This is a genomic window from Paenibacillus sabinae T27, assembly GCF_000612505.1.
GTDB lineage: Bacteria > Bacillota > Bacilli > Paenibacillales > Paenibacillaceae > Paenibacillus_AQ > Paenibacillus_AQ sabinae.
The window spans coordinates 2,267,710-2,294,327 of sequence record NZ_CP004078.1 but is presented as its reverse complement, the minus strand read 5'-3'; the positions used below and the strand labels follow the sequence as shown (position 1 = coordinate 2,294,327).

Annotated in this window: 31 protein-coding genes and 1 pseudogene; 1 reads left to right on the top strand and 31 read right to left on the bottom strand. The window is 48.4% G+C overall.

Annotated elements, in window-relative coordinates:
* Position 1: 1 nt before the first annotated feature.
* From PSAB_RS10505 to PSAB_RS25930, 3 genes are all read right to left on the bottom strand, one after another.
* Positions 2 to 1,804, bottom strand: a complete 1,803-nt coding sequence (locus PSAB_RS10505) for a cache domain-containing sensor histidine kinase (protein ID WP_025334538.1) — start codon at positions 1,802 to 1,804, stop codon at positions 2 to 4.
* A gap of 166 nt (positions 1,805 to 1,970) precedes the next feature.
* A complete protein-coding gene (locus PSAB_RS10500) occupies positions 1,971 to 2,156 on the bottom strand; it encodes a hypothetical protein (protein WP_025334537.1) in 186 nt (61 codons plus the stop codon).
* A gap of 210 nt (positions 2,157 to 2,366) precedes the next feature.
* Positions 2,367 to 2,540: a hypothetical protein gene (locus PSAB_RS25930; protein ID WP_165098904.1), complete on the bottom strand. Its 174-nt coding sequence runs from the start codon at positions 2,538 to 2,540 to the stop codon at positions 2,367 to 2,369.
* 200 nt (positions 2,541 to 2,740) lie between these two features.
* Here PSAB_RS25930 and PSAB_RS10495 point away from each other — a divergent pair, with 200 nt between their 5' ends.
* Positions 2,741 to 3,478 (top strand): spermidine synthase, encoded by a 738-nt coding sequence (locus PSAB_RS10495; RefSeq protein ID WP_025334536.1) that lies wholly within the window; start codon positions 2,741 to 2,743, stop codon positions 3,476 to 3,478.
* Positions 3,479 to 3,481: 3 nt separating this feature from the next.
* Here PSAB_RS10495 and PSAB_RS10490 read toward each other — a convergent pair whose 3' ends face one another.
* The 28 genes and pseudogenes from PSAB_RS10490 to PSAB_RS10350 all read right to left on the bottom strand — a co-directional run bounded on the left by PSAB_RS10490 (position 3,482) and on the right by PSAB_RS10350 (position 26,552).
* Positions 3,482 to 4,240 (bottom strand): LamB/YcsF family protein, encoded by a 759-nt coding sequence (locus PSAB_RS10490; RefSeq protein ID WP_025334535.1) that lies wholly within the window; start codon positions 4,238 to 4,240, stop codon positions 3,482 to 3,484.
* Positions 4,233 to 5,288 carry a 5-oxoprolinase subunit C family protein gene (locus tag PSAB_RS10485; RefSeq protein WP_025334534.1) on the bottom strand — a complete coding sequence of 352 codons (1,056 nt, stop codon included), beginning with the start codon at positions 5,286 to 5,288 and terminating at the stop codon, positions 4,233 to 4,235. Before PSAB_RS10485 ends, PSAB_RS10490 begins: the two co-directional genes overlap by 8 nt.
* A complete protein-coding gene (gene pxpB / locus PSAB_RS10480; RefSeq protein ID WP_025334533.1) occupies positions 5,285 to 5,998 on the bottom strand; it encodes a 5-oxoprolinase subunit PxpB in 714 nt (237 codons plus the stop codon). The genes PSAB_RS10485 and pxpB overlap by 4 nt, the downstream gene beginning before the upstream one ends.
* A 151-nt stretch (positions 5,999 to 6,149) precedes the next feature.
* A complete protein-coding gene (locus tag PSAB_RS10475; RefSeq protein ID WP_025334532.1) occupies positions 6,150 to 6,350 on the bottom strand; it encodes a hypothetical protein in 201 nt (66 codons plus the stop codon).
* A complete protein-coding gene (locus PSAB_RS10470; RefSeq protein WP_025334531.1) occupies positions 6,350 to 7,747 on the bottom strand; it encodes a sensor histidine kinase in 1,398 nt (465 codons plus the stop codon). Before PSAB_RS10470 ends, PSAB_RS10475 begins: the two co-directional genes overlap by 1 nt.
* Positions 7,744 to 8,451, bottom strand: coding sequence for a response regulator transcription factor (locus PSAB_RS10465; RefSeq protein ID WP_025334530.1), 708 nt, complete (start codon positions 8,449 to 8,451; stop codon positions 7,744 to 7,746). Before PSAB_RS10465 ends, PSAB_RS10470 begins: the two co-directional genes overlap by 4 nt.
* Before the next feature lie 46 nt (positions 8,452 to 8,497).
* Positions 8,498 to 8,725, bottom strand: coding sequence for a coiled-coil domain-containing protein (locus PSAB_RS10460; protein WP_025334529.1), 228 nt, complete (start codon positions 8,723 to 8,725; stop codon positions 8,498 to 8,500).
* Positions 8,726 to 8,875: 150 nt separating this feature from the next.
* On the bottom strand, positions 8,876 to 10,276 hold the full coding sequence (gene gndA, locus PSAB_RS10455; protein ID WP_025334528.1) for an NADP-dependent phosphogluconate dehydrogenase: 1,401 nt from the start codon (positions 10,274 to 10,276) through the stop codon (positions 8,876 to 8,878).
* A gap of 103 nt (positions 10,277 to 10,379) precedes the next feature.
* The gene (locus tag PSAB_RS10450; RefSeq protein WP_025334527.1) at positions 10,380 to 11,357 is read right to left on the bottom strand and encodes a 2-hydroxyacid dehydrogenase; all 978 of its coding nucleotides are present in this window, start codon (positions 11,355 to 11,357) and stop codon (positions 10,380 to 10,382) included.
* A gap of 333 nt (positions 11,358 to 11,690) precedes the next feature.
* The gene (kduD, locus tag PSAB_RS10445) at positions 11,691 to 12,452 is read right to left on the bottom strand and encodes a 2-dehydro-3-deoxy-D-gluconate 5-dehydrogenase KduD (protein WP_025334526.1); all 762 of its coding nucleotides are present in this window, start codon (positions 12,450 to 12,452) and stop codon (positions 11,691 to 11,693) included.
* A 79-nt stretch (positions 12,453 to 12,531) separates the two neighbouring features.
* Positions 12,532 to 13,818, bottom strand: a complete 1,287-nt coding sequence (locus PSAB_RS10440; RefSeq protein ID WP_025334525.1) for an MFS transporter — start codon at positions 13,816 to 13,818, stop codon at positions 12,532 to 12,534.
* 46 nt (positions 13,819 to 13,864) lie between these two features.
* Positions 13,865 to 14,341, bottom strand: coding sequence for a NanQ anomerase/TabA/YiaL family protein (locus PSAB_RS10435; RefSeq protein ID WP_025334524.1), 477 nt, complete (start codon positions 14,339 to 14,341; stop codon positions 13,865 to 13,867).
* A 25-nt stretch (positions 14,342 to 14,366) separates the two neighbouring features.
* Positions 14,367 to 14,843: a NanQ anomerase/TabA/YiaL family protein gene (locus tag PSAB_RS10430; protein ID WP_025334523.1), complete on the bottom strand. Its 477-nt coding sequence runs from the start codon at positions 14,841 to 14,843 to the stop codon at positions 14,367 to 14,369.
* A gap of 135 nt (positions 14,844 to 14,978) precedes the next feature.
* Entirely contained in the window at positions 14,979 to 15,725 is a 747-nt protein-coding gene (locus tag PSAB_RS24565) for a 5-deoxy-glucuronate isomerase (RefSeq protein WP_025334522.1), read from the bottom strand.
* A 174-nt stretch (positions 15,726 to 15,899) separates the two neighbouring features.
* On the bottom strand, positions 15,900 to 16,562 hold the full coding sequence (locus tag PSAB_RS10420) for a GntR family transcriptional regulator (RefSeq protein WP_025334521.1): 663 nt from the start codon (positions 16,560 to 16,562) through the stop codon (positions 15,900 to 15,902).
* A 266-nt stretch (positions 16,563 to 16,828) separates the two neighbouring features.
* Entirely contained in the window at positions 16,829 to 17,719 is an 891-nt protein-coding gene (locus PSAB_RS10410; protein WP_025334519.1) for a DMT family transporter, read from the bottom strand.
* A 100-nt stretch (positions 17,720 to 17,819) separates the two neighbouring features.
* On the bottom strand, positions 17,820 to 18,329 hold the full coding sequence (locus tag PSAB_RS10405; protein ID WP_025334518.1) for a hypothetical protein: 510 nt from the start codon (positions 18,327 to 18,329) through the stop codon (positions 17,820 to 17,822).
* Between the two features lie 200 nt (positions 18,330 to 18,529).
* Positions 18,530 to 18,835, bottom strand: coding sequence for a hypothetical protein (locus tag PSAB_RS10400; RefSeq protein ID WP_084266494.1), 306 nt, complete (start codon positions 18,833 to 18,835; stop codon positions 18,530 to 18,532).
* 102 nt (positions 18,836 to 18,937) lie between these two features.
* The gene (locus tag PSAB_RS10395; RefSeq protein ID WP_025334516.1) at positions 18,938 to 19,666 is read right to left on the bottom strand and encodes an HAD-IA family hydrolase; all 729 of its coding nucleotides are present in this window, start codon (positions 19,664 to 19,666) and stop codon (positions 18,938 to 18,940) included.
* An 11-nt stretch (positions 19,667 to 19,677) separates the two neighbouring features.
* Positions 19,678 to 20,048 (bottom strand): annotated as a pseudogene (locus tag PSAB_RS10390) (DUF2441 domain-containing protein).
* Entirely contained in the window at positions 20,045 to 20,626 is a 582-nt protein-coding gene (locus PSAB_RS10385; protein ID WP_025334514.1) for a hypothetical protein, read from the bottom strand. Before PSAB_RS10385 ends, PSAB_RS10390 begins: the two are co-directional and overlap by 4 nt.
* Before the next feature lie 155 nt (positions 20,627 to 20,781).
* Positions 20,782 to 21,267, bottom strand: coding sequence for a hypothetical protein (locus PSAB_RS10380; RefSeq protein ID WP_025334513.1), 486 nt, complete (start codon positions 21,265 to 21,267; stop codon positions 20,782 to 20,784).
* A gap of 112 nt (positions 21,268 to 21,379) precedes the next feature.
* Positions 21,380 to 21,766: a tautomerase family protein gene (locus PSAB_RS10375; protein ID WP_025334512.1), complete on the bottom strand. Its 387-nt coding sequence runs from the start codon at positions 21,764 to 21,766 to the stop codon at positions 21,380 to 21,382.
* Between the two features lie 1,257 nt (positions 21,767 to 23,023).
* The gene (locus PSAB_RS10370) at positions 23,024 to 23,458 is read right to left on the bottom strand and encodes a VOC family protein (protein WP_025334511.1); all 435 of its coding nucleotides are present in this window, start codon (positions 23,456 to 23,458) and stop codon (positions 23,024 to 23,026) included.
* A 181-nt stretch (positions 23,459 to 23,639) separates the two neighbouring features.
* Complete coding sequence (locus PSAB_RS10365) at positions 23,640 to 24,224, bottom strand: GNAT family N-acetyltransferase (protein WP_025334510.1); 585 nt, start codon at positions 24,222 to 24,224, stop codon at positions 23,640 to 23,642.
* 304 nt (positions 24,225 to 24,528) lie between these two features.
* Positions 24,529 to 25,077 carry a GNAT family N-acetyltransferase gene (locus PSAB_RS10360; protein ID WP_025334509.1) on the bottom strand — a complete coding sequence of 183 codons (549 nt, stop codon included), beginning with the start codon at positions 25,075 to 25,077 and terminating at the stop codon, positions 24,529 to 24,531.
* Positions 25,078 to 25,286: 209 nt separating this feature from the next.
* The gene (locus PSAB_RS10355; RefSeq protein ID WP_025334508.1) at positions 25,287 to 25,757 is read right to left on the bottom strand and encodes an NUDIX hydrolase; all 471 of its coding nucleotides are present in this window, start codon (positions 25,755 to 25,757) and stop codon (positions 25,287 to 25,289) included.
* Positions 25,758 to 26,006: 249 nt separating this feature from the next.
* Positions 26,007 to 26,552 carry a DUF402 domain-containing protein gene (locus tag PSAB_RS10350; protein ID WP_025334507.1) on the bottom strand — a complete coding sequence of 182 codons (546 nt, stop codon included), beginning with the start codon at positions 26,550 to 26,552 and terminating at the stop codon, positions 26,007 to 26,009.
* Positions 26,553 to 26,618: the final 66 nt, after the last annotated feature.

Below are 26,618 nucleotides of genomic sequence, written 5' to 3'. Positions count from 1 at the left end.
TTTATACAACCCGTTCAACCTCCTTCGGATCAGTAATGCAAGGAATCCGAATCGTCACCTTCGTTCCTTTGCCCGCTTCACTCTCCACCTCCAGCTGATATGCCGTCCCAAAATGCAGCTCCAGCCGTTTCTTCAAATTGTGCAGGCCAATCCGTGTCTTTGCGGACGGTCCGCTATCTCCCTCCTGCTCCCACAGCTTCGCCAGTTTGTCCCCGTTCATCCCGACGCCATCGTCCTCGACGATGAACTCTACATCCCGGTCTACGGCACCTGCCCAAATCCGCAATGTTCCCTGGCCCTCCTTCATCTCCAGCCCGTGCCCCACCGCATTCTCAACCAGGGGCTGCAGCAGCAGCTTCGGAGTGTAGAGATCAAGAATGCCCTCGTCAATATCAAGCTCGATGTTGATTTTGTCGCGGTATCTAAGCTGAACAATCGTCAGATAATTGCGGATCTGCTTCATGTCCTCACGGATCGGAATGACCGGATTGCCGCGTCGGATGCTGAACCGCAGCAGATTGCCCAGCGATAAAGCCACTTTGCTGATCGCATCCATTCCGTGTAATCGCGCCATCCAGTTAATCGAATCGAGCGCATTATACAAAAAGTGGGGCGTAAACTGCGCCTGAATCGCCTTGATTTCCGCCTCCTGCACCTGAATCTGCTTCTCATAGCCTTCGCGGATTAACCGGTTGATCTGCCGGAGCATCGTATTAAAGCTGCGTCCCAGATGTCCGACCTCGTCGCCATATTTTGAAGGAAAGGTAACGTCCATCCGGCCCTTCTCCACCTCGTTCATCAACAAGCGAAGCTTGCGTAATGGGCGCGTCATGTAATCGGACAGCAAATAAGCAATGCAATAGCTGATCAGTATGCATGAGATGACGATAAATATCGTCAAATTGCGGATGCTGTGACTCTCTTTCGTCAATACGCCGATCGGGACGACACTCACCATTTTGAAGCCGGAGGAATCGGAGGAGTCGTATATAATCATTTTGTCAGACCCTTCGTCCACTGTGGAAAAATAGCCCTTGGTGCCGTTCAGCACTTCAGCCATATAGCTTTTATTCAGGCGCGTTCCGACCTGCTGCTTAGAGGGACTGCTGGAGATGACATATCCGTTCGCATCCAGCAAATACACCTCGCCGCCTGGATACTGGTGAGCCTTCTGATACTTGTCCGCCAGCGCGGACTCCTTAATATCCACGATGAAATAGCCGAGCGTCTCCCCGGTTTTTATCGATTTCAGGAGCCTTCCCGAGCTTAACACAGCTCCGTAATCCTCGATTTTCTTCAGGGAGTAATGGGTATCCCAGGCAGGGCCGCCGCCCGCGATTCTTGTCTTGCGGAATAATCCCCAGTTCGGCTGGTAATCCCGGTAAGCGGGCGGCAAAAAATCGCCTGTAAAATAACGTTCTCCGTTCACGCCGATCACATACAGCTCGATGTCCCAGGATTTAAAGCCGAGAAAGCTCTTCAAAATGCCGTTCACCGTCTGCTCGTCCTCATACTTCTCAGCCACGCTCCGGGATGACGGTTTGGACAATATCTCCTGTATATCTTCGTTACTGTAGATGTACATCGACAATTGCTCAATATCCTGGACAAAGTCGGTCAAGCTGTGATTGACCTGAGACAGGTTCTCCAAAATAATTTCGTAAGCTTTGATCTGAATTTCCGTGGAAGCCTTGCGGTACGAGAACATCCCAAGCAATCCGAGGGGCAAAACGGTGATGATCAGCAGCAGAAGCATTAATTTTGTCCTTAACCCCATGGAATGGAACCGATTGATAAGGCTCATGCTGTCCGACTTCCTCTCCGCCTGCAGAATTTGTCGATAAATATATCACAATCCGCGAAGAGACGACAACCGGAATTCCAAAATCGCACAAGCTGGAGCCGATAGCAAAAAAAAGCATAACCCTAAAGGTTATGCCCGGATATACGGCCTGCTGCCACCGTAATCGTTAATTGGGAGACTGCTCTTTAATCGCCGGCGATTGGAGCGGGCCGTCTTGCAGCTTTCGAAGAGTTTCCAGCTTCATATCGCTGCGGACCCCGGAATATGGACCGTACTTCTTCTCAAGAGCGGCTCCGTGAGGAGCGTCCTGCCGATTCTGCCGGTAACGGGCGTTTCGATTCCGATCACGCATTTGCATTTTCCTCCCTAAAGGTAAAATGGGTTTCAGATCAAGAAAGTGCGCCGCTTAAGCAACAGATTTATAAAGCCGGTATTTACTTCCAGTATACAAGACGCGCGGGCACAAAAAAACAGGCTGTCCCAAAGGAAAGCCTGTTTTTCTTAAAATTTTAGAAAATTTTAGCTGCTCGCTATGCCTTAACTTATATTCTAATGACGGGCCTTATTTTTTCGGCACAGGGTCGGGATGGGCGGTTGGAGCCGGTTTGGCTTCCCACTCGTCCGCTTCGGGTTCGATATCTACCCCGTTTTCCATCTTCTTGATCTCGGCGAGCGAGTCCCCAGCTTTATTTTCCCGGTTGCGGATTTCCGCTTCGTTTTGGATTTGATCGGCCATGCTTATCTCCTCCTTCTTAAGGTTTTACTTATTTGCCACATAGTTATAGTTACCCGATGATGCCTTTTACAAACATGCTAATTGTTCTCTGGAGACGGACATTCCTGTTATGCGGCTTGATACCGGCACCCGTAAGGCACTTTGATTCACGGCCGTTATCCCTTATCATAAAGAAAAAGAACGGCAAGGGGACGGGAAGATTGGAGCTGCTTTATAAGACGCGCGGAGACGGGCATGATATTGAGGTATACGAAACGGATGAATGGTATGGCGAGAAAGGGCGTTTCCGGCTGCTGCAATTTTCGGAGGAGGCGGTTCAGGGAGCGGTGGACCTTAATCGCCCGGAGCGGATCCTGTTCGAGTATCCGAGAGCGATCCTTCATTTGATGGAGTGGAACAACCCGGCGTTCGAGGACGTATTCATCATCGGGCATGGGGTCGGGACGATTTCCGGCCACTTATCCGGCAAAAAAATCATCACCGCGGAGATCGGCCAGGAGATCGCGGAAATCAGCAGAACGTATTTCGGATACAGCGGGGATTCGGTGAGGATCGGCGACGGACGCCACACGCTTGAACAAGAGGGGGACGGGGTCTTCGATTATATCGTTCTGGACGCATTCAGCGACAAGGGCACGCCCGGACATTTGATCTCGCAGGAGTTCTTCAGCCTCGTCCGGACGAAGCTGAATCCTGGCGGGATAATGCTGATGAACCTGACGGGAAAAAGCGGGAATGACCGGCTGATCCAGGCGGTTCACACAACACTCACTTCGGTATTCCCACATACGGAAGCGTTCATTCTCCCCGAAAAAGGCGCCTCCAGCCTGAAAAATATGATTCTCGCCGGCAGCGGCAGGCCGATCGGCTTCAAAGCCCGCCAGATGGCGGGCTTTACCGGGACGGTGCTCCCTCCGGGGCATATCCTGACGGACTAAAAGCTACCGCTTCGCCTTCACCTCAATCCCCTCCGCTTTCAGCCGGCGGCCCAGCTCGGCGGCAAATGCGGCCGCGCCCGCCCCGTCGCCGTGGATGCAGACGGTATCCGCTTTAAGCGGGACTTCTGCTCCGTCCAAAGACAGGACATTCCCTTCCTTGACCATGCGGATCACCTGACGGATCGATTGTTCCATGTCCGTGATCACGGCTCCCGGCTGACGGCGCGGCGTCAGCGACCCGTCCCGCTGATACGTCCGGTCGGCGAACACTTCGCTTGCCGTGGTGAGTCCTGCCTTGCGGCCGGCGGCGAGCAGCTCGCTTCCCGACAGGCCGTACAGCACCAGGGACGGATCGAACCGGGACACGGCGGCGGCGATGGCATCGGCAAGCGGACGCGAAGCCGCGGCCATATTATACAGAGCGCCGTGCGGCTTCACGTGATGAAGCCGGCCATCCTCCTGCCGGACGAAGGCGTCCAAGGCGCCGATCTGGTACGTCACGAGATCGAACGCCTCTTCGGGAGAAATGTCCATATTCCTTCTCCCGAAGCCCGTAAGATCCGGCAGGCCCGGATGCGCTCCGACGCTCACGCCAGCGGCGATCGCCGCCCGGACCGCCTTGCGCATGACACCGGGATCGCCCGCATGGAACCCGCAGGCAATATTCGCCGATGTGACGGCCGCAAGCAATGCTTCGTCAGCGCCAATGATATAAGCGCCAAAGCTCTCTCCCATATCGCAGTTCAAATCCACCTCAAGCATGATAACCCTCCTTCAGCTTCAGCCGGATCATCATTTCCAGCCGTTTCAGCTTTCGTTCTCCGCGCAGGTACAGGGATTCCGCCTCCTCCGGCGTGACCTCCCGAAACGAGACATTTCCTCCCGGCACGGTCTGGGCCAACACCGGAAGGTCCGCGCTGATGACCTGCGCGATCTTCGGATAGCCGCCGAGCGACTGCCGGTCGGCCATCAGCACAATCGGCTGGCCGTCTGCCGGAATCTGAACCGTCCCGACCGCCACGGCCTCGGACAAATATTCGCGCGGCGATTCCAGCTCAAGGGACGGCCCGGACAAGCGGTAGCCCATCCGGTCCGATTGGGGTGTTACAAGGAAGGCGGATTCCAAAAAAGCCCGGCGGCTGGCTTGGGTAAAGTCATCCCACTGACGGCCGCGGATCACCCGGATCACCGGCTTCCGGCTGTAAGCCGGAAGCAGCGACCAGGGAATGGTCCAGTGGACCGCATAGAAGGGGCCGTCTTCCCCAGCCGCCCCTGAAATCGTCGGCGCCTTGCATAGCCTGCTCTCCAGCGAAGCCGGAACTGGATAAGGGTCCCGCAGCGAAGCAGGGCCTACAGCCAGCTCATCCCCCGCTTTCAGTGGCCTCCCTCCAAATCCGCCGATTCCTGCACGCAGGTACGTACTGCGGCTGCCCATGACCTCGGGGACATCCAATCCACCGGAGACCGCCACATGCGCCCGACAGCCGGAGACCGGCCGTTTGAGCACAAGCCTGCTGCCTTTTCGAACGAATACGGGACGCCACATTGGCACCGGGCTGCCGTCGATAACGGGAGCCATATCGCCCCCCGTTATCGCAATCCAGTGATTCTGCCGGAACTCGGCGGCAAAGCCCGAGAGCGTAATCTCCAGCGCCGCCGCGCCGCCATTGTTCCCTACAAGCCAATTCGCCGCGCGATGGGCAAACCGGTCCATGGCTCCGGAGACGATTACGCCGTATTTTCCATAGCCCGTTCTCCCAAGATCCTGGATCGTCGTTAGCGGACCCGGTTTATGTATATAGATGCTCATGGCTGCATTCCCCGCAATCTCCGGTATTCTTCCTCCCCGATCGGACGAAACCGGATATAGTCTCCTCCCTTAAGCAGGGTCGGCGGCGACTTCTCCGGCCGAAAGAGCGCGAGCGGCGTTCTGCCGATAATCTGCCAGCCTCCGGGCGTCTCGATGGGATAAATGCCGGTTTGGGCGCCCGCAATGCCGACTGAACCGGCGGGAATGCTGAGCCTTGGCGTCTGTTTGCGCGGGGCCGCAATGCGATCCGGCATGCCTCCGAGATAAGGGAACCCCGGCGCAAAGCCGATGGCATACACCAGATACCGTTCACCGGAATGAATCGAAACGACTTCCTCCCCGCTTAACCCGTTCAGCTCCGCCACAAGCCCAAGGTCGGGACCGAATTCGCCGCCGTAGCAGACCGGAATGTCGATGACCTGCCCGCTTTGGACCTCCTTGTCCTCATCGGCTGTCTTCTCCATCTCCCGCAGGAGGGAACAAACATGCTCAAACGCCGTCATTTTTCGCTCCGGAAGGCGAAGCCCCATTAGATCATAATAGACGCACAACGTGGTGAAAGCCGGAACACATTCGATAAAGCCGGGGAACGGACGGCCTTCAATCCGGCGCACAGCGACTCTTATTTCTTGATGAAGCTTCTCGTCAACGCCGGAGCCGAACTCGATCAGCACCGCCGAATCCCCCAGAGGGTAAAAAGACCAGGCCATCGCCGGTCCCCCCTTTCTATTGATTAAGCGGCCGCTTGGACGGAACGCCGGCTGACTAAATAACCAGCGAACCACCCGGACCGGCTGCATTTTCTTTTTATAAGGATAAGCGATCGGCATGCCGGGGTAAACCTTTTATTCTGCCCTGGTTTCAGCGCTTCTTCCTGAACGCCAACCAGCCGAGAAGCAGCAGCAGAACGACAGCCAGCATCCCGATGCAGGCAAACACGCGCGTCATGCGTTCCCCAAAATGCATCAAAGGCATGCTGCGGAACGAGAACGCCGATACGCTCATGCACATTATGCCCATACCGATCAGAAGAACCACAATCAGCCATTCGATTTTCTTCATTAACGTTCCTCCTGCCGCAGCGCAAAATGAAGCTCGAAACAGGTTCCTTCCCCCACCTTGCTGGTGACTGTGATATTTCCGCCGAGCAGTCCCGCCAGCTTGTGAACGATGGACAGCCCAAGGCCTGTGCCGCCATGGCTGCGGGATCTGGACTTCTCCACCCGGTAAAACCGCTCGAATATATAAGGGAGCTCATCCTCAGGTATTCCGATTCCCGTATCCTGTACGGCCAGCTTCACCTCACCCGGCTCAAACGACAACCGGAGGCGGACCCATCCCCGCTCGGTGTACCGGATTGCATTTTCCAGCAGATTCAGCACAATTTGCTCCATCCGGGCACCGTCCGTATACATAGGTACCGGCTTACCTTCCACCGTATATTGTAGCTCCAGGTTTTTGTCCCCGGCTTTCAGCTTCGTCTTCTCGACCGCCTGCCCCGCAAGCTCCGCCAAATCGACCCATTCCGGCGCTAGGCTGATCTTGCCTTCCTCCATTTTGGCCAGCTCGAACAGATCATCCACAAGATGCTGAATGCGACGCGCTTCCATGTAGATGATGTCAAGATACCGGTCCTTTTCCTCTTCCGTCTCGTACAGGCGTTCTTTGACCACGTTCGCATACCCCTCAAGGTAGGTAATCGGCGTCCGAAGCTCATGCGAGATATTGGCAAAAAACTCCTGCCGCGAATCCCGGTAACGCTGCAGATCGACCGCCAAATCGTTAATCGCTCCGGCGAGCGCGCCGATCTCATCCCTGTTCCCGATGTCCACTCTCGTCTCCAGCTCTCCGGCGGCAATCTTCCGGGTAGCCTTCTGCATCTGCAGAAGCGGCCTGGACAGAAACTGGGCGATAATCCATGTGCTCCCCAAAGCAAGCAGGAACGCGCCGATGCCGGAGAGTATCAGCAGCTTCCGTACTCCCGCCAGCGACTCGTCCATCCTTTCGGTTGAAGCCACGATATACAGGGCGGAGACGACCTGCCCATCCTTCACGATCGGTTCGACCGAAACGAAATGGCGCGCGCCACCCGGATCTTTATAGAGATAGCTTACCTTTTCCCCAGAAAAAATCGCATTCAGGTCCGAACTCCGGACAAAAGACATGCACCCGTGGTCCTCGACACCCGAGTGCATCATCACGTTACCTTCCCGGCTCACATTATAAATGCCGACACCCGAAAATTCGGCGAACGTCCCCATCATGCCCATCGTATCATTCTCCGAAGACTCGGCCATAACGGTAAAATGAGAAGCCAAGTCCTCCGTTTCTGTCCGCATATTGGCATAATAAAAGCTGGTGAACATCCGGTCGACAGCCACGCCCAGAAACAGCAGCACGACGAGAAAGAGGCCAGAAATGATCAAGCCGAGCTTCAGTCCGATTCGATTATTCTTCATTGGATTTCACCGGGCACCTGAAATTTATAGCCCACTCCCCAGACGGTCTGAACCGGATTGTAGCCGAGGCCGGCTTTTTGCAGCTTTTCGCGGATATTCTTGATATGGGTGTCCACAACCCGGGTTTCCCCCTCAAAATCAAGTCCCCACAGCCGCTCCACCAGCTCATCCCGGCTGAAGGCGCGCTGCAGGTTGCCGGACAGAACGGCCAGCAGATCGAATTCCTTCGGCGTCAGCTCGACCCCGCTGTCCATGACGGACACCTCGCGGGCATCCGGACGGATGACCAGCCCGGGGAACTCCAGCACCCGCTCCTTCGGAGCCGCATACTGCGCCAGGTTCGCCCTGCGGATCAGCGAATGCATCCGGGCCACCAATTCCTCAGGCTCGAACGGCTTCGTCAGATAATCGTCTGCCCCGGTCTCCAGCCCCCGGATCTTGTCCTTCGTTTCGGAACGGGCGGTCAGCATGAGAATCGGCACGCTGCTCTTGTCCCTGACAGCCTCACATACCTGCCAGCCATCCATGTCGGGCATCATCACGTCCAGCAGCATGATATCGAACGGCTCGCTGCCAATAAGCGAAAGCGCCTCCCGTCCCGTCGAGGCTTCGCTTACCCAAAAGCCTTCCTTCATCAAATAAATTCGCAGCAGATTTCGCATATTCCATTCATCGTCCACAACAAGCGCACGGAGCCGCGCCATGATCGTCACCTTCTTTTTCCCGGTTGCCTATGCCGCAATTATTATGCTATTCCGCCTTTTGGTACGCTTTTAAAGTATCAAGCTCCCGCTTCAATTGCTCATTCTGCGCTTTCAGTTCGTCCAGCTCCAGCCGAATGCCGGAATCCGCTGAGGAAACGCCGTGTGAATGAGAACTCTTTTTGCCATGTCCGTGTCCGTGCGCTCCCTTCATCCCGAGCATCATAACCACCATCATCAGCGGACAGATCAGCGTCAGCAGCGAAGACCAATTCATCCATCATCTCTCCCGTCATTATTATAATATGAAATAGAGTAAATTCATTATAAAACGAGGTTATGTGGAAAATGTGTTGACCGCGCTGACCCATAGACCGCAGCAAAAAGCCATCCCCGGTAGGGATGACTTTACTTAATCATGATTATTTTACCATTCGGTATGGAAAATGCCTTCTTTGTCTGTTCGCTCATACGTATGCGCGCCGAAGTAATCCCGCTGGGCCTGAAGCAGATTTGCCGGCAGCCGCTCCGTCCGGTAGCTGTCAAAATAGGAGATAGCGCTAGCGAAAGCCGGAACCGAAATTCCCTGCCCGACGGCTGCCATTACCGTATCCCGCCAATCCTGCTGGTACTGGCCGATAATGTGCTGAAAATAATCATCCAATAGCAGATTGGTTAAATCAGGATTATGGTCGTAAGCCTGCTTGATTTTATTCAGAAACTGCGCCCGGATAATGCAGCCGCCCCGGAATATCATGGCAATACTGCCAAGGTCCAGATTCCAGTTATATTCCTTCGACGCTTTCGCAAGCAGGCTGAAGCCCTGGGCATAAGCGCAGATTTTGCTGACGTATAGAGCTCTGCGGATCGACTCGATGAAACCGGCGGGAATTTCGGCTTCTCTCGGAGCTGGATCGCTGAAAGCTTTGCTCGCTGTGACGCGCTCTTCTTTCAAAGCGGATAGATAACGCTCGAACACCGCGGCCGTAATGGTCGGGACAGGGGTCCCTATATCCAGCGCATTCTGGCTGGTCCATTTGCCCGTGCCCTTCTGCCCGGCGGAATCGAGAATTACATCCACCAGATATTGCCCCGTGTCCGGGTCGGTCTTCCCGAAGATATCTGCCGTAATCTCAATCAGGTAGCTATTCAGCTCTCCTTCATTCCACTCGGTGAACGCCTGCCGGATGTCGGCCGGAGACAGACCCAGCAGCCGCTGCATCAGCACATAAGCTTCTCCGATTAACTGCATGTCGGCATATTCGATCCCATTGTGAACCATTTTGACAAAATGTCCGGCCCCGTCGCCGCCTGTGTACGTGCAGCAGGGTTCGCCCTCGACCTTCGCCGAGATGTCGTTCAGTATAGGCGCAATGAGCTGGTAAGCTTCATAATTGCCGCCGGGCATAATGGACGGTCCCTTAAGCGCGCCTTCTTCCCCGCCGGATATCCCTGTGCCGACAAAATAAATGCCCCGATCTTCCAGCTCGCGGCTTCTGCGGATCGTGTCCTTGTAAAAGGAGTTGCCGCCGTCAACCAGCACATCCCCGGGTTCCAGATAAGGCAGCAGTTGAGCAATAGCCTCGTCCACGGGCTGCCCGGCTTTTACCATCAGCAGAATCTTCCGGGGCCGCTCCAGCGTCTCCGCCAAATCCTGTAGGGTGTATGCGCCCCTGATGTCCTTCTCCCCGGCCTCTGCCAGCAAAAGGTCTGTCTTCTCCTTCGACCGGTTGTATACGGCTACGGAATAACCGTGCCCGGCTATATTCAAGGCAAGATTCTTGCCCATGACGGCCAATCCGACAACTCCTACTTGCTGCTTGCTCATTCGATCTCCAGCCCCCTGTTTATTAGTATCGAATTCGACATAACGGAAGTCTTCCCGGAGCGCTGCCCCGGAAAGACTTCGTCAATGCAAGGCGAGTGCCTGCTTAGGCCTTCACGCCAACTTCTGGATTGACGCAGGTGACCGGCGCCCCGCCGTCAAGCACTGCAAAGATGTTCCGGGCGCACAGCTCGCCCATGGCTACCCTGGCTTCGGTTGTGGAGCTGCCCACATGGGGGGCCAGTACCACATTCGGAAGCTCAGCCAGTCCCGGCGCAAGCTCCGGCTCGGACTCGAACACGTCGAGGCCCGCTCCGGCAATGACGCCGCCTTGAAGCGCGGCCACCAGCGCCTGCTCGTCGATGATGGGACCCCGCGAATCGTTGATCAGGATCGCGCTCGTCTTCATGAGTTCAAGCTCTTCTGCCCCGATCAGATGGTGGGTGGAAGGCAGCAGCGGCACATGAACGGATACGAAATCCGATTCGCTCAGCAGCGTATTCTTATCCGTGAATATCCCACCCGTCTCGGCCTCAAAATCGGGATTCGGCCGCTGATCATTGTACAGTATCCGCATATTGAAGCCTTGGGCGCGCTTCGCCACAGCCTTGCCGATCCGCCCTCCGCCGAGTATCCCGATCGTCTTGCCGCTGACCTGGGCTCCGATCAGATTCATGGGGCCCCAGTTCTTCTTGCCGGCCCGTACATACGAATCGCATTCGACTACCCGGCGCGCGGCGGACAGCAGCAGGGCAAAGGCAAAATCCGCCGTTGCATCCGTCAGAACATCCGGCGTGTTGCTGACATAAATGCCGTGTTTTGATGCGGCTTCGACATCAATGTTGTTGTAGCCGACGCCGTAGTTGGCGAAAATTTTGCAGCTCGAAGCAAGCGCACGGGCCACTTCCTCATTGACTCCTGCCGACACGGTCAGAACGGCGTCGAAGCCCCGGGCATTTTCAATCAGCTCTTCCGGGCTCAGGCTCCGCTCCTCAGGGTTCATCACCACTTCACATTGTTCGCGAAGCAGTGCGAGAATATCGTCCCCCAGCGGATATGTAACATAGACACGTGCTTTGGACATGAATGATCCACTCCTATTGGTTTATTAAATTTTTTAACAATTATATAAGCTGAACTTGAATTGTTTACATCAGATATCAGTCGTAACTACGAGGAATGTTTGGACTTCCGGCCGCTGTTGTCCCCAGATTTCTTAATTAAAACCACTATTCGCGGATGAAATCCGGTGACAGCCTATGCTTTCGAAGCGAGCTTTCCTCCGGAAAGCTTTCGGGCGATCGCTATCGCTCCTACAGTTCCAAAATTCCCCTTCGTTACTCCTTACCCTGATGCCATTTTGCAAGTTCATCCTATATATTGCAAAATATCAAATTGATCAAAGACTGTCCGCAAGCTATCTTGCCATCCAACCTCCATCCACACAGATGATCTGTCCGTGAATATAACGCGCGGCCTCGGAAGCAAGAAAGACGGCGGTCCCGCCCATATCCTCCGGCGAACCCCAGCGTTTGGACGGAATCCGGTCCATGATCTGCCCGCTGCGGACCGAATCGTTAATCAAGGCCGTATTCATATCCGTCGCCATATACCCGGGCGCAATGGCATTGACATTCACTCCCCGCGAGGACCATTCATTGGCCAGTGCCTTGGTCAGCTGGGCGATCCCTCCCTTCGCCGCCGCATAGGCTGGCACGGTCAAGCCGCCGGAGAAAGACAGCAGCGAGGCGATATTGATGATTTTGCCGGAGCCTCTTTCCAGCATCCGTTTGCCGAACGCCTGGCAGAGCATGAACACCGAGCGAAGCTGAACCTGCATCACCAGATCCCAGTCTTCGATTGGAAATTGCTCCGCCGGATGGCGGCGCTGTATCCCCGCATTGTTGACCAGAATGTCCACCGGACCGAACTGCTCCTCAATCGCCGCTGCGAGCTCTTCTCCCGTCTTCAGCTCCGCCAGATCGCAGGCGACCGCATGACAGCGGCGGCCCAGCGCTTCCGTCAAAGCCGCAGTTTCCGGGCTCTCCCCGCTCCGCTGTACGGACACGATATTCGCTCCGGCCTTGGCCAACGCAACCGCCATGCCTTGTCCAAGCCCCCTGTTGCCTCCGGTAACGACTGCCAGTTTGCCTTCCAGTGAAAAATCAGATAAATCCATCGTATGATTCCTCCATCTCCTGTATTTTGCGGCGGCATGAGCTTGCTGCCACTTCAGCCGCCGCTATCTCTATTGTGAATCAGGCCGCTTTATCGCTCACTATGCTTTGAACTGTCTTCGGCAGCGTGGCGGTAATAAGCGCCGATACGGCCAGCAGACCTACAAGGCTGTACACCCCTACATTATAATTGAATGCTTGAATGAGAAAACCGACGATATAGGGTCCAAAGAATCCGCCCAGGTTCCCGAGCGCATTGATGGCTCCCCGGGCTCCGCCAGCGACTTCCTTGCTGAACAAACGCGGAGGGATTGCCCAGAACACTACCCCGGCAGCTTTTACGAAGAATCCGGCGCCAATAAGAAAGACGTATGAGAACCAGATATTCCCTTTAATCGTTACAGACAGAAGCAAGCACAGCGCGAATCCCAGCAGCGGAATAATGACAAATTCCCTTCTCCGTCCGGTCCGGTCGGACAGGCCCGAGAACAGCAGCATACCTGCAATACACGCGACCCACGGCAAGCTGGACAACAGGCCCACCATCCCCATTCCGCTATGGGTCAATTTCTTGAGCAGCGTCGGCAGCCACATGGAGAATCCATAATCGCCCGATTGGTAGCAGAAGTTCAGAGCTATGAGCTTCCACATGGATTTATTGGGCAGCAAATCCTTGATCGATGCCTGCTTCACCTGATTTTCCTGCTCGATCGCCAGCTGCTCTTCTTCCAGCTTGCCGATAATGTAATCTTTCTCTTCCTTGCTGATCCATTTGGCCTTCTGCGGGCGGTCACTGACCATAAGCAGCCAGGGAATAAGCACGATCAGCGACACAATCCCTTCAATAATGAACATTTCGCGCCAGCCGGACATAGAAATGATGAATCCCGAGATAGGGCCGGTGATGATCGCCGCGATCGGCGCAAACATCAGCACAATGGCGTTGGCCCGGCCTCTTTCCTCATTAGGGAACCAGTTGCTGCACATCGTCAGGACAACCGGCAGCATTCCGCCCTCTGCCACACCGAGACAGAACCGAAGCACAAGCAGCTGAGTCGTGCTCGTTGCCAAGCCGCTCAATATGGAAACAACCGCCCAAAAGGGAATCACCCAGGCTATGAACTTTTTGCCGCTCCTCTTGGCAGCGATTTGTCCGCCGGGGATTTGCAGAAACAAATAGCCGAAGAAGAATATTCCTGCCGCAAATCCGGCCATGCCGGCCGTCATTCCAAGTTCCTTATCCATGCCGCCAGATATGGCAAAGCTCACGTTCACACGGTCCATAAATGAAATAATGCACACAATCAATAGTGGAGGCAAAATCCGTTTCCAACGGCTGTTCGGTATGGTCTGAGTTTCGCTTTTCATCTCACTGACACCCCTTGTTATAGGAAGTTTTCAAGCGAATTAACGATTACAAAATGGCTTCGTTGATCTTAATGACTACTCTGCGGATTGCCGCCCTGCCGCCGTGCTCCCAAATCGGCCGGTGAACATCCTCGGGGAAAAAGATCGCATAATCCCCCGGCTCCAGCACCAGCTCCACTTCCCTGTTAACCTCGGCGTAAAAAATCGCATCCTTGGTCTCCAGCAGCGTCTCCGTCACCGTGTTCTTGCCTAAATCCACCGCAAACCCGATTCGTTCTTTCCCCTCTACCGAATAGTGCAGCTCAACATATTTGCGGTGCACTTCCGGTCTGGCCTCTTCTTTATCCCGGGTGGTGACATCGAAGACCTGAACAAAGAAATCATCGCCTTCAATCGGATAAATACCTGTCTCCATAAGCGCAAATTCATGCTGATGCTCCTGCAAATACCGGATGGCCCGGACTACAGGCTCCGTATACTTTTTCTCGATGGCTTCTCCGGTTTCAATGTTGGAAAAGATCATGTCCTCTAACGCCTCCCCAGATTAGTTACAAGGCTTCTGTGCTTACCTTGACGATCACTTTGCGCAGATGTGCCTGACTTTTGTTCTGACAGCCCGGACGATGGACATCCTCGGGAAAGAAGACAGCGAACTGCCCCGGCTGCATCAGAAGCTCCATTTCATTCTCGGCCTGCTTGTAAAAAATAATGTCCTTCTCCGCCGCCAAATCCTCATCTACAGCATTGTTTCCCGTGTCCGCCGCAAACCCGATCCGTTCGTTGCCTTCCACGGAAAATTGCACATCGATATACTTGCGGTGAACCTCCGGCCGGGTGTCCTCCTTCTTCTTGGTCTCCAGATTGACGACCTGAGCATAGATCTGCTGCCCTTCAATGGGATACACACCGGCGTCCATGGACAGAAATTGCTCCCGGTTATCCTTCAAATACTGAAGAGCTCTTGCAATGGCCGGCGGATACTGCCGCTTTGTTTGTTCCAAGGTTTCAATACTACCGAAATACATGACTGATCCTCCCCGTCTTCTTCCCCGGCTTAATGTATAGTCAATGCACCGGTTCTGGAATCGATTAATGTTTACGCTTTCAAGTCTTTGCTTTTGGATTAAGTGCTGCACAGCACACGCTTAATCCAATAACGGTTACCTGTAAAAAGGATGATCTTCAGATGAAGCCCGGCGATCCTCTTCTCTCTCCTTGGCTCCCAGAAAAAAGACATATTTCATTCTGGCGCCCGGCGACGCCACCGTGGGATGATAGCCGTTCGGAATGATGACCGCATCCCCCGAACGGACAATCTCCGCCTGCTCGGTTCCATCCATCAGCATTCCCACATGAATGCCAAAGCCGTTAGCGGGAATATCGAAATAGAAGTAGATTTCCTCCAGCGTATCGGAATGGTGATGGGGCGGCCAACTGGTCCAGGCGCCGTCCTGTCCTAAGGTAATGCCTGTAACGATACGGCTCGCCCGGTCGGAACGGGTCAGCAGGTTCGTGATCTCGCGGGTATAGTTGTATCGCCCGTGGATTTCCTTCTCCCGGTATGCGGCGCCGTAATCCGCATAAATAAATTCCGCGTCGCTCCACGCTTCCGCCGTTGCCATAACGAGCCTGGATGGTTCTGACCCGCCTTCAATCCTGACCGTCTGGCCTCGCGGGACATAAAGCCCGTCTCCCGGCAGCAATATGTACTCGCTATTTGCGGACTGAGCCCGCTGCTTGCCTTCGATGCAGACCAGGCTTGCTTCGCTGCCTTCCAGTTCAATGATTTGCGCCTCGCCCGGGGGCAGGTTCAGCACGAACAGCTCCAGAACCTCAAGTCGGCTGTTCCCGGGTCCTACAACCCGGTGCAGTCCCGGCGTGCTTGGCGCGGTAAATTTCAGCTCCATCTTCTCCTCCTTACAAAGGCTTTGGACTGTCTGACTACTGCCTACAACCGAATTTTAAAATGAAAGCGCATAATTGTCAACAAGTATTTCTGTCGACAACCTGATTCAAAGAAAAATCCCCCTCACCAATCGGCTCAGGAGAAGCGGATAACCTGCCTTAGAAATCTATTTTCATCAAAATTCTTTTTTATCGATCCAGCTGTTGTAGTGAAAGTGATTGCGAAGCGCGGCCAGAATCTCCTCGTTGTTTCCATCCTTCAAGGCGGCCACAATCTGGCGGTGCTTGCCCACCACCTGACGCTTGTATTCGAACTCTCCCTTGTCAAACTGGCGGCGTGTTCCCACAACCAGAATGGCCCGGCACAGCTTGTCTATGTTCGCCCAGAACAGCTTGATGAATTTGTGGTCGATGACCTCGAACGGCTTCGTGTGGAACGCGATATCCTGGGCCGCGAACTCGTCGGCATCCTTGTGGCCCAGCGCCAGCTCCATTCTGTCGACGGAAGTCTCCATAAAACGGATCACGGAATCCCGAGCCTCGGGCAGAATGTGGCTGAGCGCAAAAGATTCCAGCATGTAGCGGACATTGTAGAATTCGTTGACCTCTTTTTCCGTCAGAACCCTAATAACAGCTCCCTGCTTCGTAATATCCATCAGACCTTCGTATTCCAGATTGCGGAACGCTTCCCGCACCGGAGCGCGGCTTAATCCATATTCGCTTGCTATCGCGGTTTCCGTCAGCTTCAGCCCGTTCTCCAATTGGCCGCTGACAATCTTCATCCGCAAAATATCGGTCAGCTGCTCTCCCAACCCTATGTTAAGCTTCGGATCGATCATCAGATTAACTCCTTAAAATACATGTCGACATACAGATCCAGTTTATCACAACGGGCAAGGTAAGCGCTACATAATCTGAATTTTTGTTTTAATTGAGGATTGTCGCGGACTGAGAGAAACGCTTGGAGTTCCGGTCGCTGTTGTTTTCGGATTTTCTGGATTAGGACCGCTCTTTGCGGTATAAATCCGAAAACAAAGGCGAACGCTGACGCTCCTTCATTTCCAAGCTTCCTCTTCGCCGCTCCGCCTCTCATTCATTCCGAAGTTCATTTTAGCTGGATTCTTATCTCTTTGCCTTTTTTCCCGGTTATGTATACCCCTGCAAACACAAGCAGTCCGCCGAGTACCTGCGCAAGCGTCACCGGATTGCCGAGCAGCATGCTGAGAATGGCCGTGAACACCGTGATCAGATTCAGATATATCCCAGCCCGGCTGGCCCCGATCTCGCGGATTGACGCGTTCCAGAAAATAAACGATCCGACGGATGGAAAAATGCCGATATACAGAATGCCCAAGGTTGCCCGGTGGCTTAGCGGCAGATTCATGCCCGATGCGAGAAAAAACGGAAGGATCAGAATGAGCCCTAGCAGCGCAGATACCGCCGTCGCCGAGATGGGAGGCACCCCTACTATTTTCCGACCAAAGATCGAATACAGCGTCCAGACTAGAATCGCGGCCAGCATCAGCAAATCGCCAATATTATACTTGGTCTGAAAAATCAGCTGCAGCTGCCCCTTGGTCAGCACTAGCAGCACGCCCAGCAGCGACACCAGCAGTCCCGCGCCCTTGGCAAGCGAAATTCGTTCCCGGAGAAAAAAGGAAGAGAACAGCACGATCAGTGCCGGATTCATCGCATTGACCAGCGCGGCGTTCATCGAGGTCGTGAATCTCAGCGCTTCATACAGCAGGAAGTTATAGCCGACCACGCCCAGTAAGGCCATCACCAGCAGAATCCTCCACCTGGCCCAGACGCTCCTCCAATCCGGACGTTCCACGAGATGCGCGATCGGAAACAGCAGAAACACAGCGATCAGCCACCGCGAGAACGTCATCTGCACCGGCGTCATCTCCGCCACCACATATTTGCCGAACACATAATTCCCCGCCCAGAACAAATTAGCCAAAATTAGAAATAGATAAGTACGGTACTTGCCCATGTTCCTTGCTCGCCTCTTTCATTTTTCTGAAAATGCAAATACATTCTTTTCATTATAATACACATGAGCAAGTGGGGCAGCGACGGAGGACATTTATTTCTTACTTAAATAGGGCCTTGATACTTTTTTCTAACTGATCTGCTTGGTTTATAAAATATTCCATATTACCACTAACTTGTATATTCATTCCCAAACCTGCATCACGCAGATTTTTTCGCAACTCTTCAAAATTCTCTTTATCCTCTTCTGTTAAATCAGTGAAACGATAAATTTCATCCTTTGGATATTGATTTAGCTTATTATACAAATGGTTAAGAATTTCCTTATCACTCCTTGAAAGAGTTCCTAAATCTTCACCAGTAGTAATACTAAGCCAAATTCCGTTTAATACATCTCCCAATTCAGTCGTTACCAAGTTGGGGGCTGACCAATTATCCTCACTTTGATTCGCAATTACACCTTCCAATTCAACCAAGTTTTGCTGTACCTCTGTATGAAGAACCTGCTCATTTACAAAATTCATCTTTATATATCCCCAAGCTATAACTGCGATAAGCATTATATTCAAACCTATTGAAATTGGAAATAGCAACTTTCTTTTTTTACTCAAATTTCTCCCCTCCTACCATGAATATTTTATCGTAAAAGCCCACAATCCTTATTAAAGTATTCTGCCCGTTATGTGAACAAAGACAGCCGGTCATACTGACCGGCTGCCAAGCTTCCCTAAAAAGATACACACTCCTGTAAACTCAACAAAAACCGTTGATCTAATTAGTGGTCTTTAAATGTCTGATCTCTCTTTTCCCGTTAGCGCAACATTCCTTTGCCATTTTTATAAATAGCAACTGCAAACAATATAACACCAATAACCATGAACAAAATGCTTATTATATAGGGTACTCTCAGCATCGTTGCATCCAAAGCCAATGAGAATTTTCCTGGAGGATCGCTCCATCCCGTCATATGCGGAACATAGTTTGCAATTGCCAAATATACCATGCCAAATAGTAAGGTTCCGGACAATAAAAAAGTTGATCCAGCTATTAAAAATGATCTTCTCACGACTCCCCACCTCTGTCCGTTTATTTCAGTTTGGGCGATAAAATCTATCATCCATCCTACCACACCCCACGCAAAGTATCGCCCTAGATCAGGCTTTGCATGAGGACTTCCTAGTTAATGAGCAATTCAGCGTTACCGATATAACTCCGCTTTTTACATATTCTTAACGAGTTCGTTTATATTTCTTATAACAGTATGTTTCTTACATGTGATTTTATAATAGATGTAGAGCTTCCAGTCTCTGCATAACAGAAATGCTCGGATTCCAAGTTTCTTAGCTCCGTCACAGTTCCTTATGTTATCGTCAATAAATAAGACTTCACTCGGGGATAGTTGAAGTTCTTCAAGGGCTGTCATATACATTAACTCATGTGGCTTGGTTACACCCAATACAGAAGAAATAATGAAGGATGAAAAATAATCCCTTAACCCGGATTCTCTATAAACATGATCCAATGATGGCCAGGCATCAGATACAACCGCCAGTTTATATTTTTCACTTAATTTAGGGATGAGTTCGATGGCATCGTTGTAGAATGTATATTTTTTATTATTATGTACGAGATCTTCCGCGATAGATTTTATATGTTTGTCATCCATACCCAATTGGGGTAATTCAGCTGAAAAGATGCGATAGAATTCAACGAAATGTATATACTCCTCATCCTTATCTTTTATTAAGCTCTGCTCCGATATGTATTTACCTGCTTTATGAAAAGCATTATTGATCGAATGTTTGTCTATAGATTTGAAACTCCGTTCATCAATGACATAGAAGAAATTCGGAGTAATAAACCAATGTCCACTAGCGGGCCTATTCAGCACTCTGCCTGAGTCAAACAAAAGAGCTTTGATTTCTGTTCCGTGGGATCTGCCTCTCATACTCCTCACTCCTATAAAGGTGGCGTTGAGAAATCATCAATAATTTCTACCACTTCGATTTGTCCGTTAATTAAAAGTCAAAAGAGTTCCCAATCACTCGGAGTTTAACAATTTGTAATACTTTCCGATTGTAAGAGTCAAATAATTCTTTCCACTTTAAAGCGTCTTCGTAGCTCTTGGCAGCGTATAAGCAAGATAATCTTGAAGGATATTCAGGATATTCTTGCAGTCTAACCATTTCTACGACCACTTCTCTAATCGCTCTGGTTGTTTGGTCCATATACTTGATAGCTACATCCGCATTTTCTTTATTCAAGTTTAAGCCTTCATTTGTATAATGGCCTTGCAAAATCTTAATAAAGTCTTCGCCTTTGGAATTCAATTGTTCCCTCTCAAAACTTTCAAAATAGGGCCCTTCATTTTTAAATCTATATAATCATAAACCTTATTAATTTCTTCTTCATAATCTTGATCAATCTCAAAATACATCATGCCATGTTCCAAGCATTTGGTTCTGCATTCCACGTGCTCATTGATAAATTCATCGATCGTTCTCTCTTCTGGATAGGCACGATTTTCAATGGCATTTCTAAATTTAGTAATATTAATAAAGTTTTCATTTATATATTTTGTAGAAAAACCAAGAAAAACTGTAATGATGTTACCATTATAAGCGTTTTCGATTTCCTTAACATACTGAGGTAATAAATAACAACCTTCGATGATTAGATTCTGTTCATTCTCAATACTAGTCAAAATAATACCCTTAATAATCGGCCACAATTTTTCACTAATTACTTCGGTGCTGTCAAGCGGTGTGAACCCGCAATTCCTGTCTCCTCTAAACAAGCCCATTTTTAAGTGATCAATAGAAAGGTAAGGAATGTGATACTTCTCTAATAACCTTTGAGACATTAATGTTTTACCGGTACAGCTATTACCACTTAGTAAGATAATCATGAATGGATGACTCCTTTTTTCGTTCCCTCAGTAATTTCTCATCGACTTAACAATAAATTCACGCACAAAATCCAAAGGCTTGATGGTATTATCCAGCGTGCTGGTAAATCCATATTATGTTTATCGGGTGTAGACATGGGCCACGTATTGGACATCTATTGTAATCCCTTCCGAACCTTGGATAAATAATATCGATGTTGAGTATTTAGCAGTTCCTTAATTTCCGGAATTTCTTTGTGTGTTATTGGCTGTATACTTATTAATTCTCCGCCACATCTAAAATATTTACGGCCATCCGAATATATGTACTCATATCCCTCCAAGCCATCTTTACACTTCCCACAATTGTAGCATCCAGTATATTTATAATCATATTCTTCAATGACGGCTCTTATACTTTCATGAAAAATGTAGGAGTAATCTTTTGAGGCATAAAATTTCATTTTTAGTATTGGGTTTCCTTTTTCAATTGAAAACTTCATAATATGTTTTTTAGTCTTATGATTATTGAACACGTAATTTATCGCCTGGGTTTTTGCCTTTTTAGGTTTATAACCAAGGTTGATTGCATAATCAGCAATCTCAGAATATATATTTTGATCTTCGGCTGACAGACACTGATAAAATTCTTCGAGATCCATTCTGCTCGCCCCCTCGTTAGTTCTATGAATTAACTTCGCTATTCATTTGCTGGGAGACAGTACGTAACGTATCTGCATTCACGACGTCACTATGGCTTAAGTCCGCTCTATGTTATACATCGATTTTGAATCCAAGATTTATTTCGCTAGCCGGCAACCCGCGTATTCCCCAATTCTCCATAGTTGGTTCAAGTAATATAATCATAATATCTTGTTTCATTATTCCTAAGGGTTCAAGCTTCTCCGTTATAGTTCTGTATAAACTCCTTTTAGCTTCCACTGACCGTCCTGAAAATAGGGTTATCTCAATGATTGTAAATAATTCAGTTTTATTTGGTGGTACTTCAAAATTTGATTTTTTATGTTCATGTAAGATTTGTATACGATCATCATCGGGTATCTTAATTGACTCAACTAATGCGTCATGAACAGCTGCCAACAAATTCATCTTATGTTCTTCAGATCTTCCTACTCTAATATCAATTTTAACTCTTGGCATACTTAATCTCTCCGATCTTAAAAAATGAAACATCTATGGAGCCATCAGGCTCCGCATTGTATATGTATTGTTATCGGATGTCAGCGAGTCCCTCGAATCACTAATGCGATAAGATAAATATCTATCCCATTCTCCGGCACCTATTCCGATATTGCAGACATTCATATTCTCTTTAATCTGAAAGTTATCCTCAAAAAATTTCCGGATTGAATATTCTAAATATAAGCTCGTTTTAGATAAATTCCATGGGCCGGCTTCAGCATCATAACATTGGCCGTATACGAACCTCCCCGAATGCATTGTTATACGCAGAACCGTGCTTCATCGAGTCTTCATTCATTGATTGTTCTTTAAAGGAACAGTACAATTATTTATATATCTTCTCTTGGAGGTGTACGTATGGATTGGTCAACTGTTCGACACAATTACCCTGATAAGTGGGTCTAAATTGAGGCGCTAGCAACAAATTCTATTAATCATAAAAGAATTATTAATAATATGTCTGTAATTTCGGATTATTCAAATCCTAAAGAGGCATGGAGGAGTTATAAAAACTTCATTTATCTGAGCCAGCAAGAGAACTATATGTGTTTTATACAGCTAATGAGTTCATTGATGTTATCGAACAACCATTCACTGGAATAAGAGGTCTTCAATGAAAATAACAATAACTAATGGTCTCCCTACCCTTTCCTTCCCCTTCCTAAAAATCACCTTGGGCGGAATATACCCCAAAGATCCCCTTACTAAATTGACTCTCTATCAACTCATTGAAGTTGTTAATGGTATAATCTGCCATAGATAAATCTTGTTTGCCTAGCGGATTTTGATAACCTATTCTTTATCTCTTAATACCACTGTAACTAATTTTGTATCTGCTAAGCCTTTCACTGTTAACGGTCGCAATTCCTCATTATGAACAGTGTGGTCAGATTGAGCATGCCTAACAAAGTAAACATTCGTTGTATTTTTCATTATTTTTCCTCACTTCGAGCAACAGGACGTTGCGGATGATTTACTCATAACGAATTTAATGCCGATCTTTCACCTAACATTCCAGTATTCACGACGTCCAATCAGCTTAAGGCTCGTAGTGCCGGGTGGCTCCGCCACTTAGTCGATTGAATGTGTCCGGTGAATCCGCTCCCTCGAAATGTCTCTCCCGGACCAAGGGTCCTTGCGGGCCCGCTGCGTTGAATGCAATGTTAGGTGATGTCTCTGCCTTCTTCGAATTACTTACAATATTCTTCTTTTCTATTATTTGTTGTATGGTCCAGTTATCTCAAGCATATTTCCATCCGGATCTTCAAGCATAAAGCAATAGTAGGGTTGAACTATATTTATGTATAAAATTTCTGTTACTCTACCAATATTCAAAGCCTTGATACGTTCATATTCATTTTTAAGATCTGGTACGTTAAAATTGAGTATGATATTATTTCCGTAATTTATTTTGTTATTTTGCTTAAACAATAAATACTCCTTGTTGAAATGCTCCTCTAAATCATCATTGTTTCTAATTAGTTCGAGATCATATTCAGGATTCCATAATGCTATTGTATTTCCACAATCAAATTGAGCCCATCTCTTTATGTTCCTTGATTGTGCTTTGATCCCTAGGACTGTTTCATAAAATGAAATCGATTCTTCCATATCTTTCACAATTAAATATGTACAAGTTAAATGTAACATTTCCCCAACTCCTTCTCCAACATACTATTATTCACGAAACGCCCCTGCCTTAGATAGCTCTTATCTTAGGCTAAGGGCGTTTGTTGTCTGAGCTTCTTCCATGATTATACATCTGACAACCAAGGGGCGGTAGCTCCGATGCGTGAATGTGGTGTTTTGCAATTCCAACGACTTCTTTGAACTACTTAATTAAAACCTTGTCTTCCATCTGTTCAAATTCTTCTTTAGTCATTCCAAAGAGAATTTCATTTAGATATTTGCCATTGGTATAAACAACTTGCCGACGAATTCCTTCTTGAATACATCCTAGTTTTTTCATCATCTTCTCTGAGGCGTCATTCCCTTCAAGAATAGAGACATTAAACTTATTAAGTCTCCTTTCGAAAAATGCGTATCTTAATAGAATTCTCATGGCTCTAGTACCACAACCATTACCTCGGTGATCCCGATTTATCTGTATACCAATACTAAAAGTTCCATTTCTTTCGTCAATGCTATTAAGATTAATTCCTCCTACGTTTTCGCATTCAAAATTCTCGATAGTAAACATTATCCTACCCTGGTTAGCCGAAAAATCTGCAAATTCTTCAGCAAAACGTTTAGCTTCAACCATTGTAGGGGGTAATTCTACTTCATAATCAACTAACCTTCGAGCGGGTGTATCAAAACGATTGTTATAGTGCTCTTCCCAGTCCTCAGGTTGTATTGCACGCAATCTGATTACCCCATCTTGCCAAAAATAATTGTTGGGGATAATATCTTTCATATAAATTCCTCCAGTAATCTATGTGTTTAAATGTTTCTCGTTGGTTTCGCATAACGTTTCCGCATTCACGAACCTATGGTCGCCATTTATCATAATTAACTACATCTTCATTAAATTTCAATCGCAAGTCCATTTGAGTTCACCTCACAAATTATTATTTTCTTTATGCTTTAAAACCAGTGCACAATTTCATCTAACGTTCTTGTATCTACGAACCCAACTCCTACAGACCAAGGAGCCGCAGGCTCCGCAGCGTAAATACGGTGTTAGGCGAAGCGTCTTCTTCTTTGATTAATCCCACTACTTAACGCACTTTATAATCTTTCTTAAGTAATGCATATATTACAGTATCAACAAACCGATTCCTCCAATAAAAATGTTCCTTCAATGTCCCTTCTTCACTAAATCCAATTTTCTCAAGCACCCTTCTTGATCCCACATTCTCTGGTTCTACAAATGCTTGAATACGGTTTAATCCAAGATTGTTAAATCCGAATTCAATTGCCTTCTGAATCACCTCAGACATATAGCCTTGCCGCCAATATTCTGGTGTTAGTTCATATCCAATTTCAGCTTTATAATGATTTTTCATCCATCCATGAAATCCACATGTTCCAATTACTCTGCTTTCCGACCGCAAAGTGATTCCCCAGCGAATGCCCTGATTTCTTTCAAACTTTTGATTCCATCTATCAATTAGTTCTTCTGCTTGCTCAATATTCGTAAAACTCTCCAAATCATAAAATTTTGTAACTTCATCCAAAGAGAAATATTGAAATATTTCTCTTGAATCGTCTTGATTAAGCTGTCTTAGTACAAATCTTTCTGTTTCTAATATGGGGAATCGAGACATATTTTTTCTCCTTTCATGGTTTAAGTCATTTCGCATAACGTTGTGGTATTCACGAACCCGAGTGGCTTATGACGCTTCAGCGCCGGGTTGTTAGACTTAGTCTTGCGGGGTTTTGTCTGCTGCCATAACCTCCTCTCTCTAGCTTCTGCAGACCGAGAGGACTGTCAGGGCTCGCAGCGTGAATGCTATGTTATGCGATATCGGAGGCTTCATTGTGACGCTCTGAGAATGAATTGAAGTTTAGGTCCTAATTGTTCAAGTTTCTGTTTAATATAAGGGTCTGTCTTTTCAGGTATTTTATTGAGGTCAAAAAACTCCGCTTCTATTACTTCGTTTCCATCAGGTTTTAATTGTCCATTATATTCCGTACATAGGTACCCAATAATAATATTGTAATATTCATGTCCGTTTTTTAGTTTTGTATATAGTTTTTCTCCTGAGTACACCCCAAATAATTGTACAGATCCTATCTCGATATTTATTTCTTCTTTTACTTCTCTTCTAATACACTCCTCAACTGTTTCTCCAAGTTCCATTAGCCCACCAGGAATTCCCCATGTTTGATCTTGGTATTTGACTAGTAAAATTTGTCCTTTTTCATTCAGTATAGCAACGCTCGGTCTAACCAATAAGAAGGGTTGATTCCCAACCAGAGTTCTGAGATCTTCAACATATCCCACAGAATTACCTCCTCTAAAAATTTGTAATGCTTTTCCCCGATTTCATCTAACGTTGTTGCATTCCCGACGCGCCACCACCTTAAAGGTAGCATAGAGCCATAGGGGAATCCGGGTCCAAACAGGGTGAAACTGCGCTTAGGTGGTGCGTGTGTGTCGCCTGAATCTGCTTCCCTGCTCAAAGCATCTGGTGACCAAGGGCCATTAGGCCTGCTGCGGGAATGCGGTGTTATCGGATGTTATTGCCTTGAATCAACCCTCTCGATATTTCTTTAATCCTTCTATATATTTGTCTATATTATTTATTAATTCATTCCTATGTTCGGTTATATTTTTTTTTAATTTCATCCCTTCATGTAAAGCAATCTTGAATTCTTCGTCAGAAATAATTTCATCAATACGTGCGTTTTTCAATTCTTCTTCATCTTTGACAATCAGCTTTCCATTAGGCAATACCACGTAATCCAAGTACATGTCATTTATTAAAGGTATTCCTTCATTCGTTAATTCCATTGATTTTATAATGTCAAAATACCATTGAAGAACTTTATAATCCTGATTAATCATAAGTGTTAAACTGTATAATTTATTCTTCGGAAAGAACATCATCCATGAAAATCCGTCATCTACTATACAAATCTCATCTGTATCGTACTTGACTGTAAGTGTTTCCTTTACTTTATCAAGAAGCAAATATGAAATATATCCTTCATATTCGTCGTTACTGATATATTCCTGAAAGTATCGTTTTATTAGTATTCGTCCCCAATTGGGACGATCAGCATGTTTTTGTTTCATATTTACCTCCTTGAGACATACTCAATACATATTGCAATAATTTCCGATAACATCTTATTTACGAAC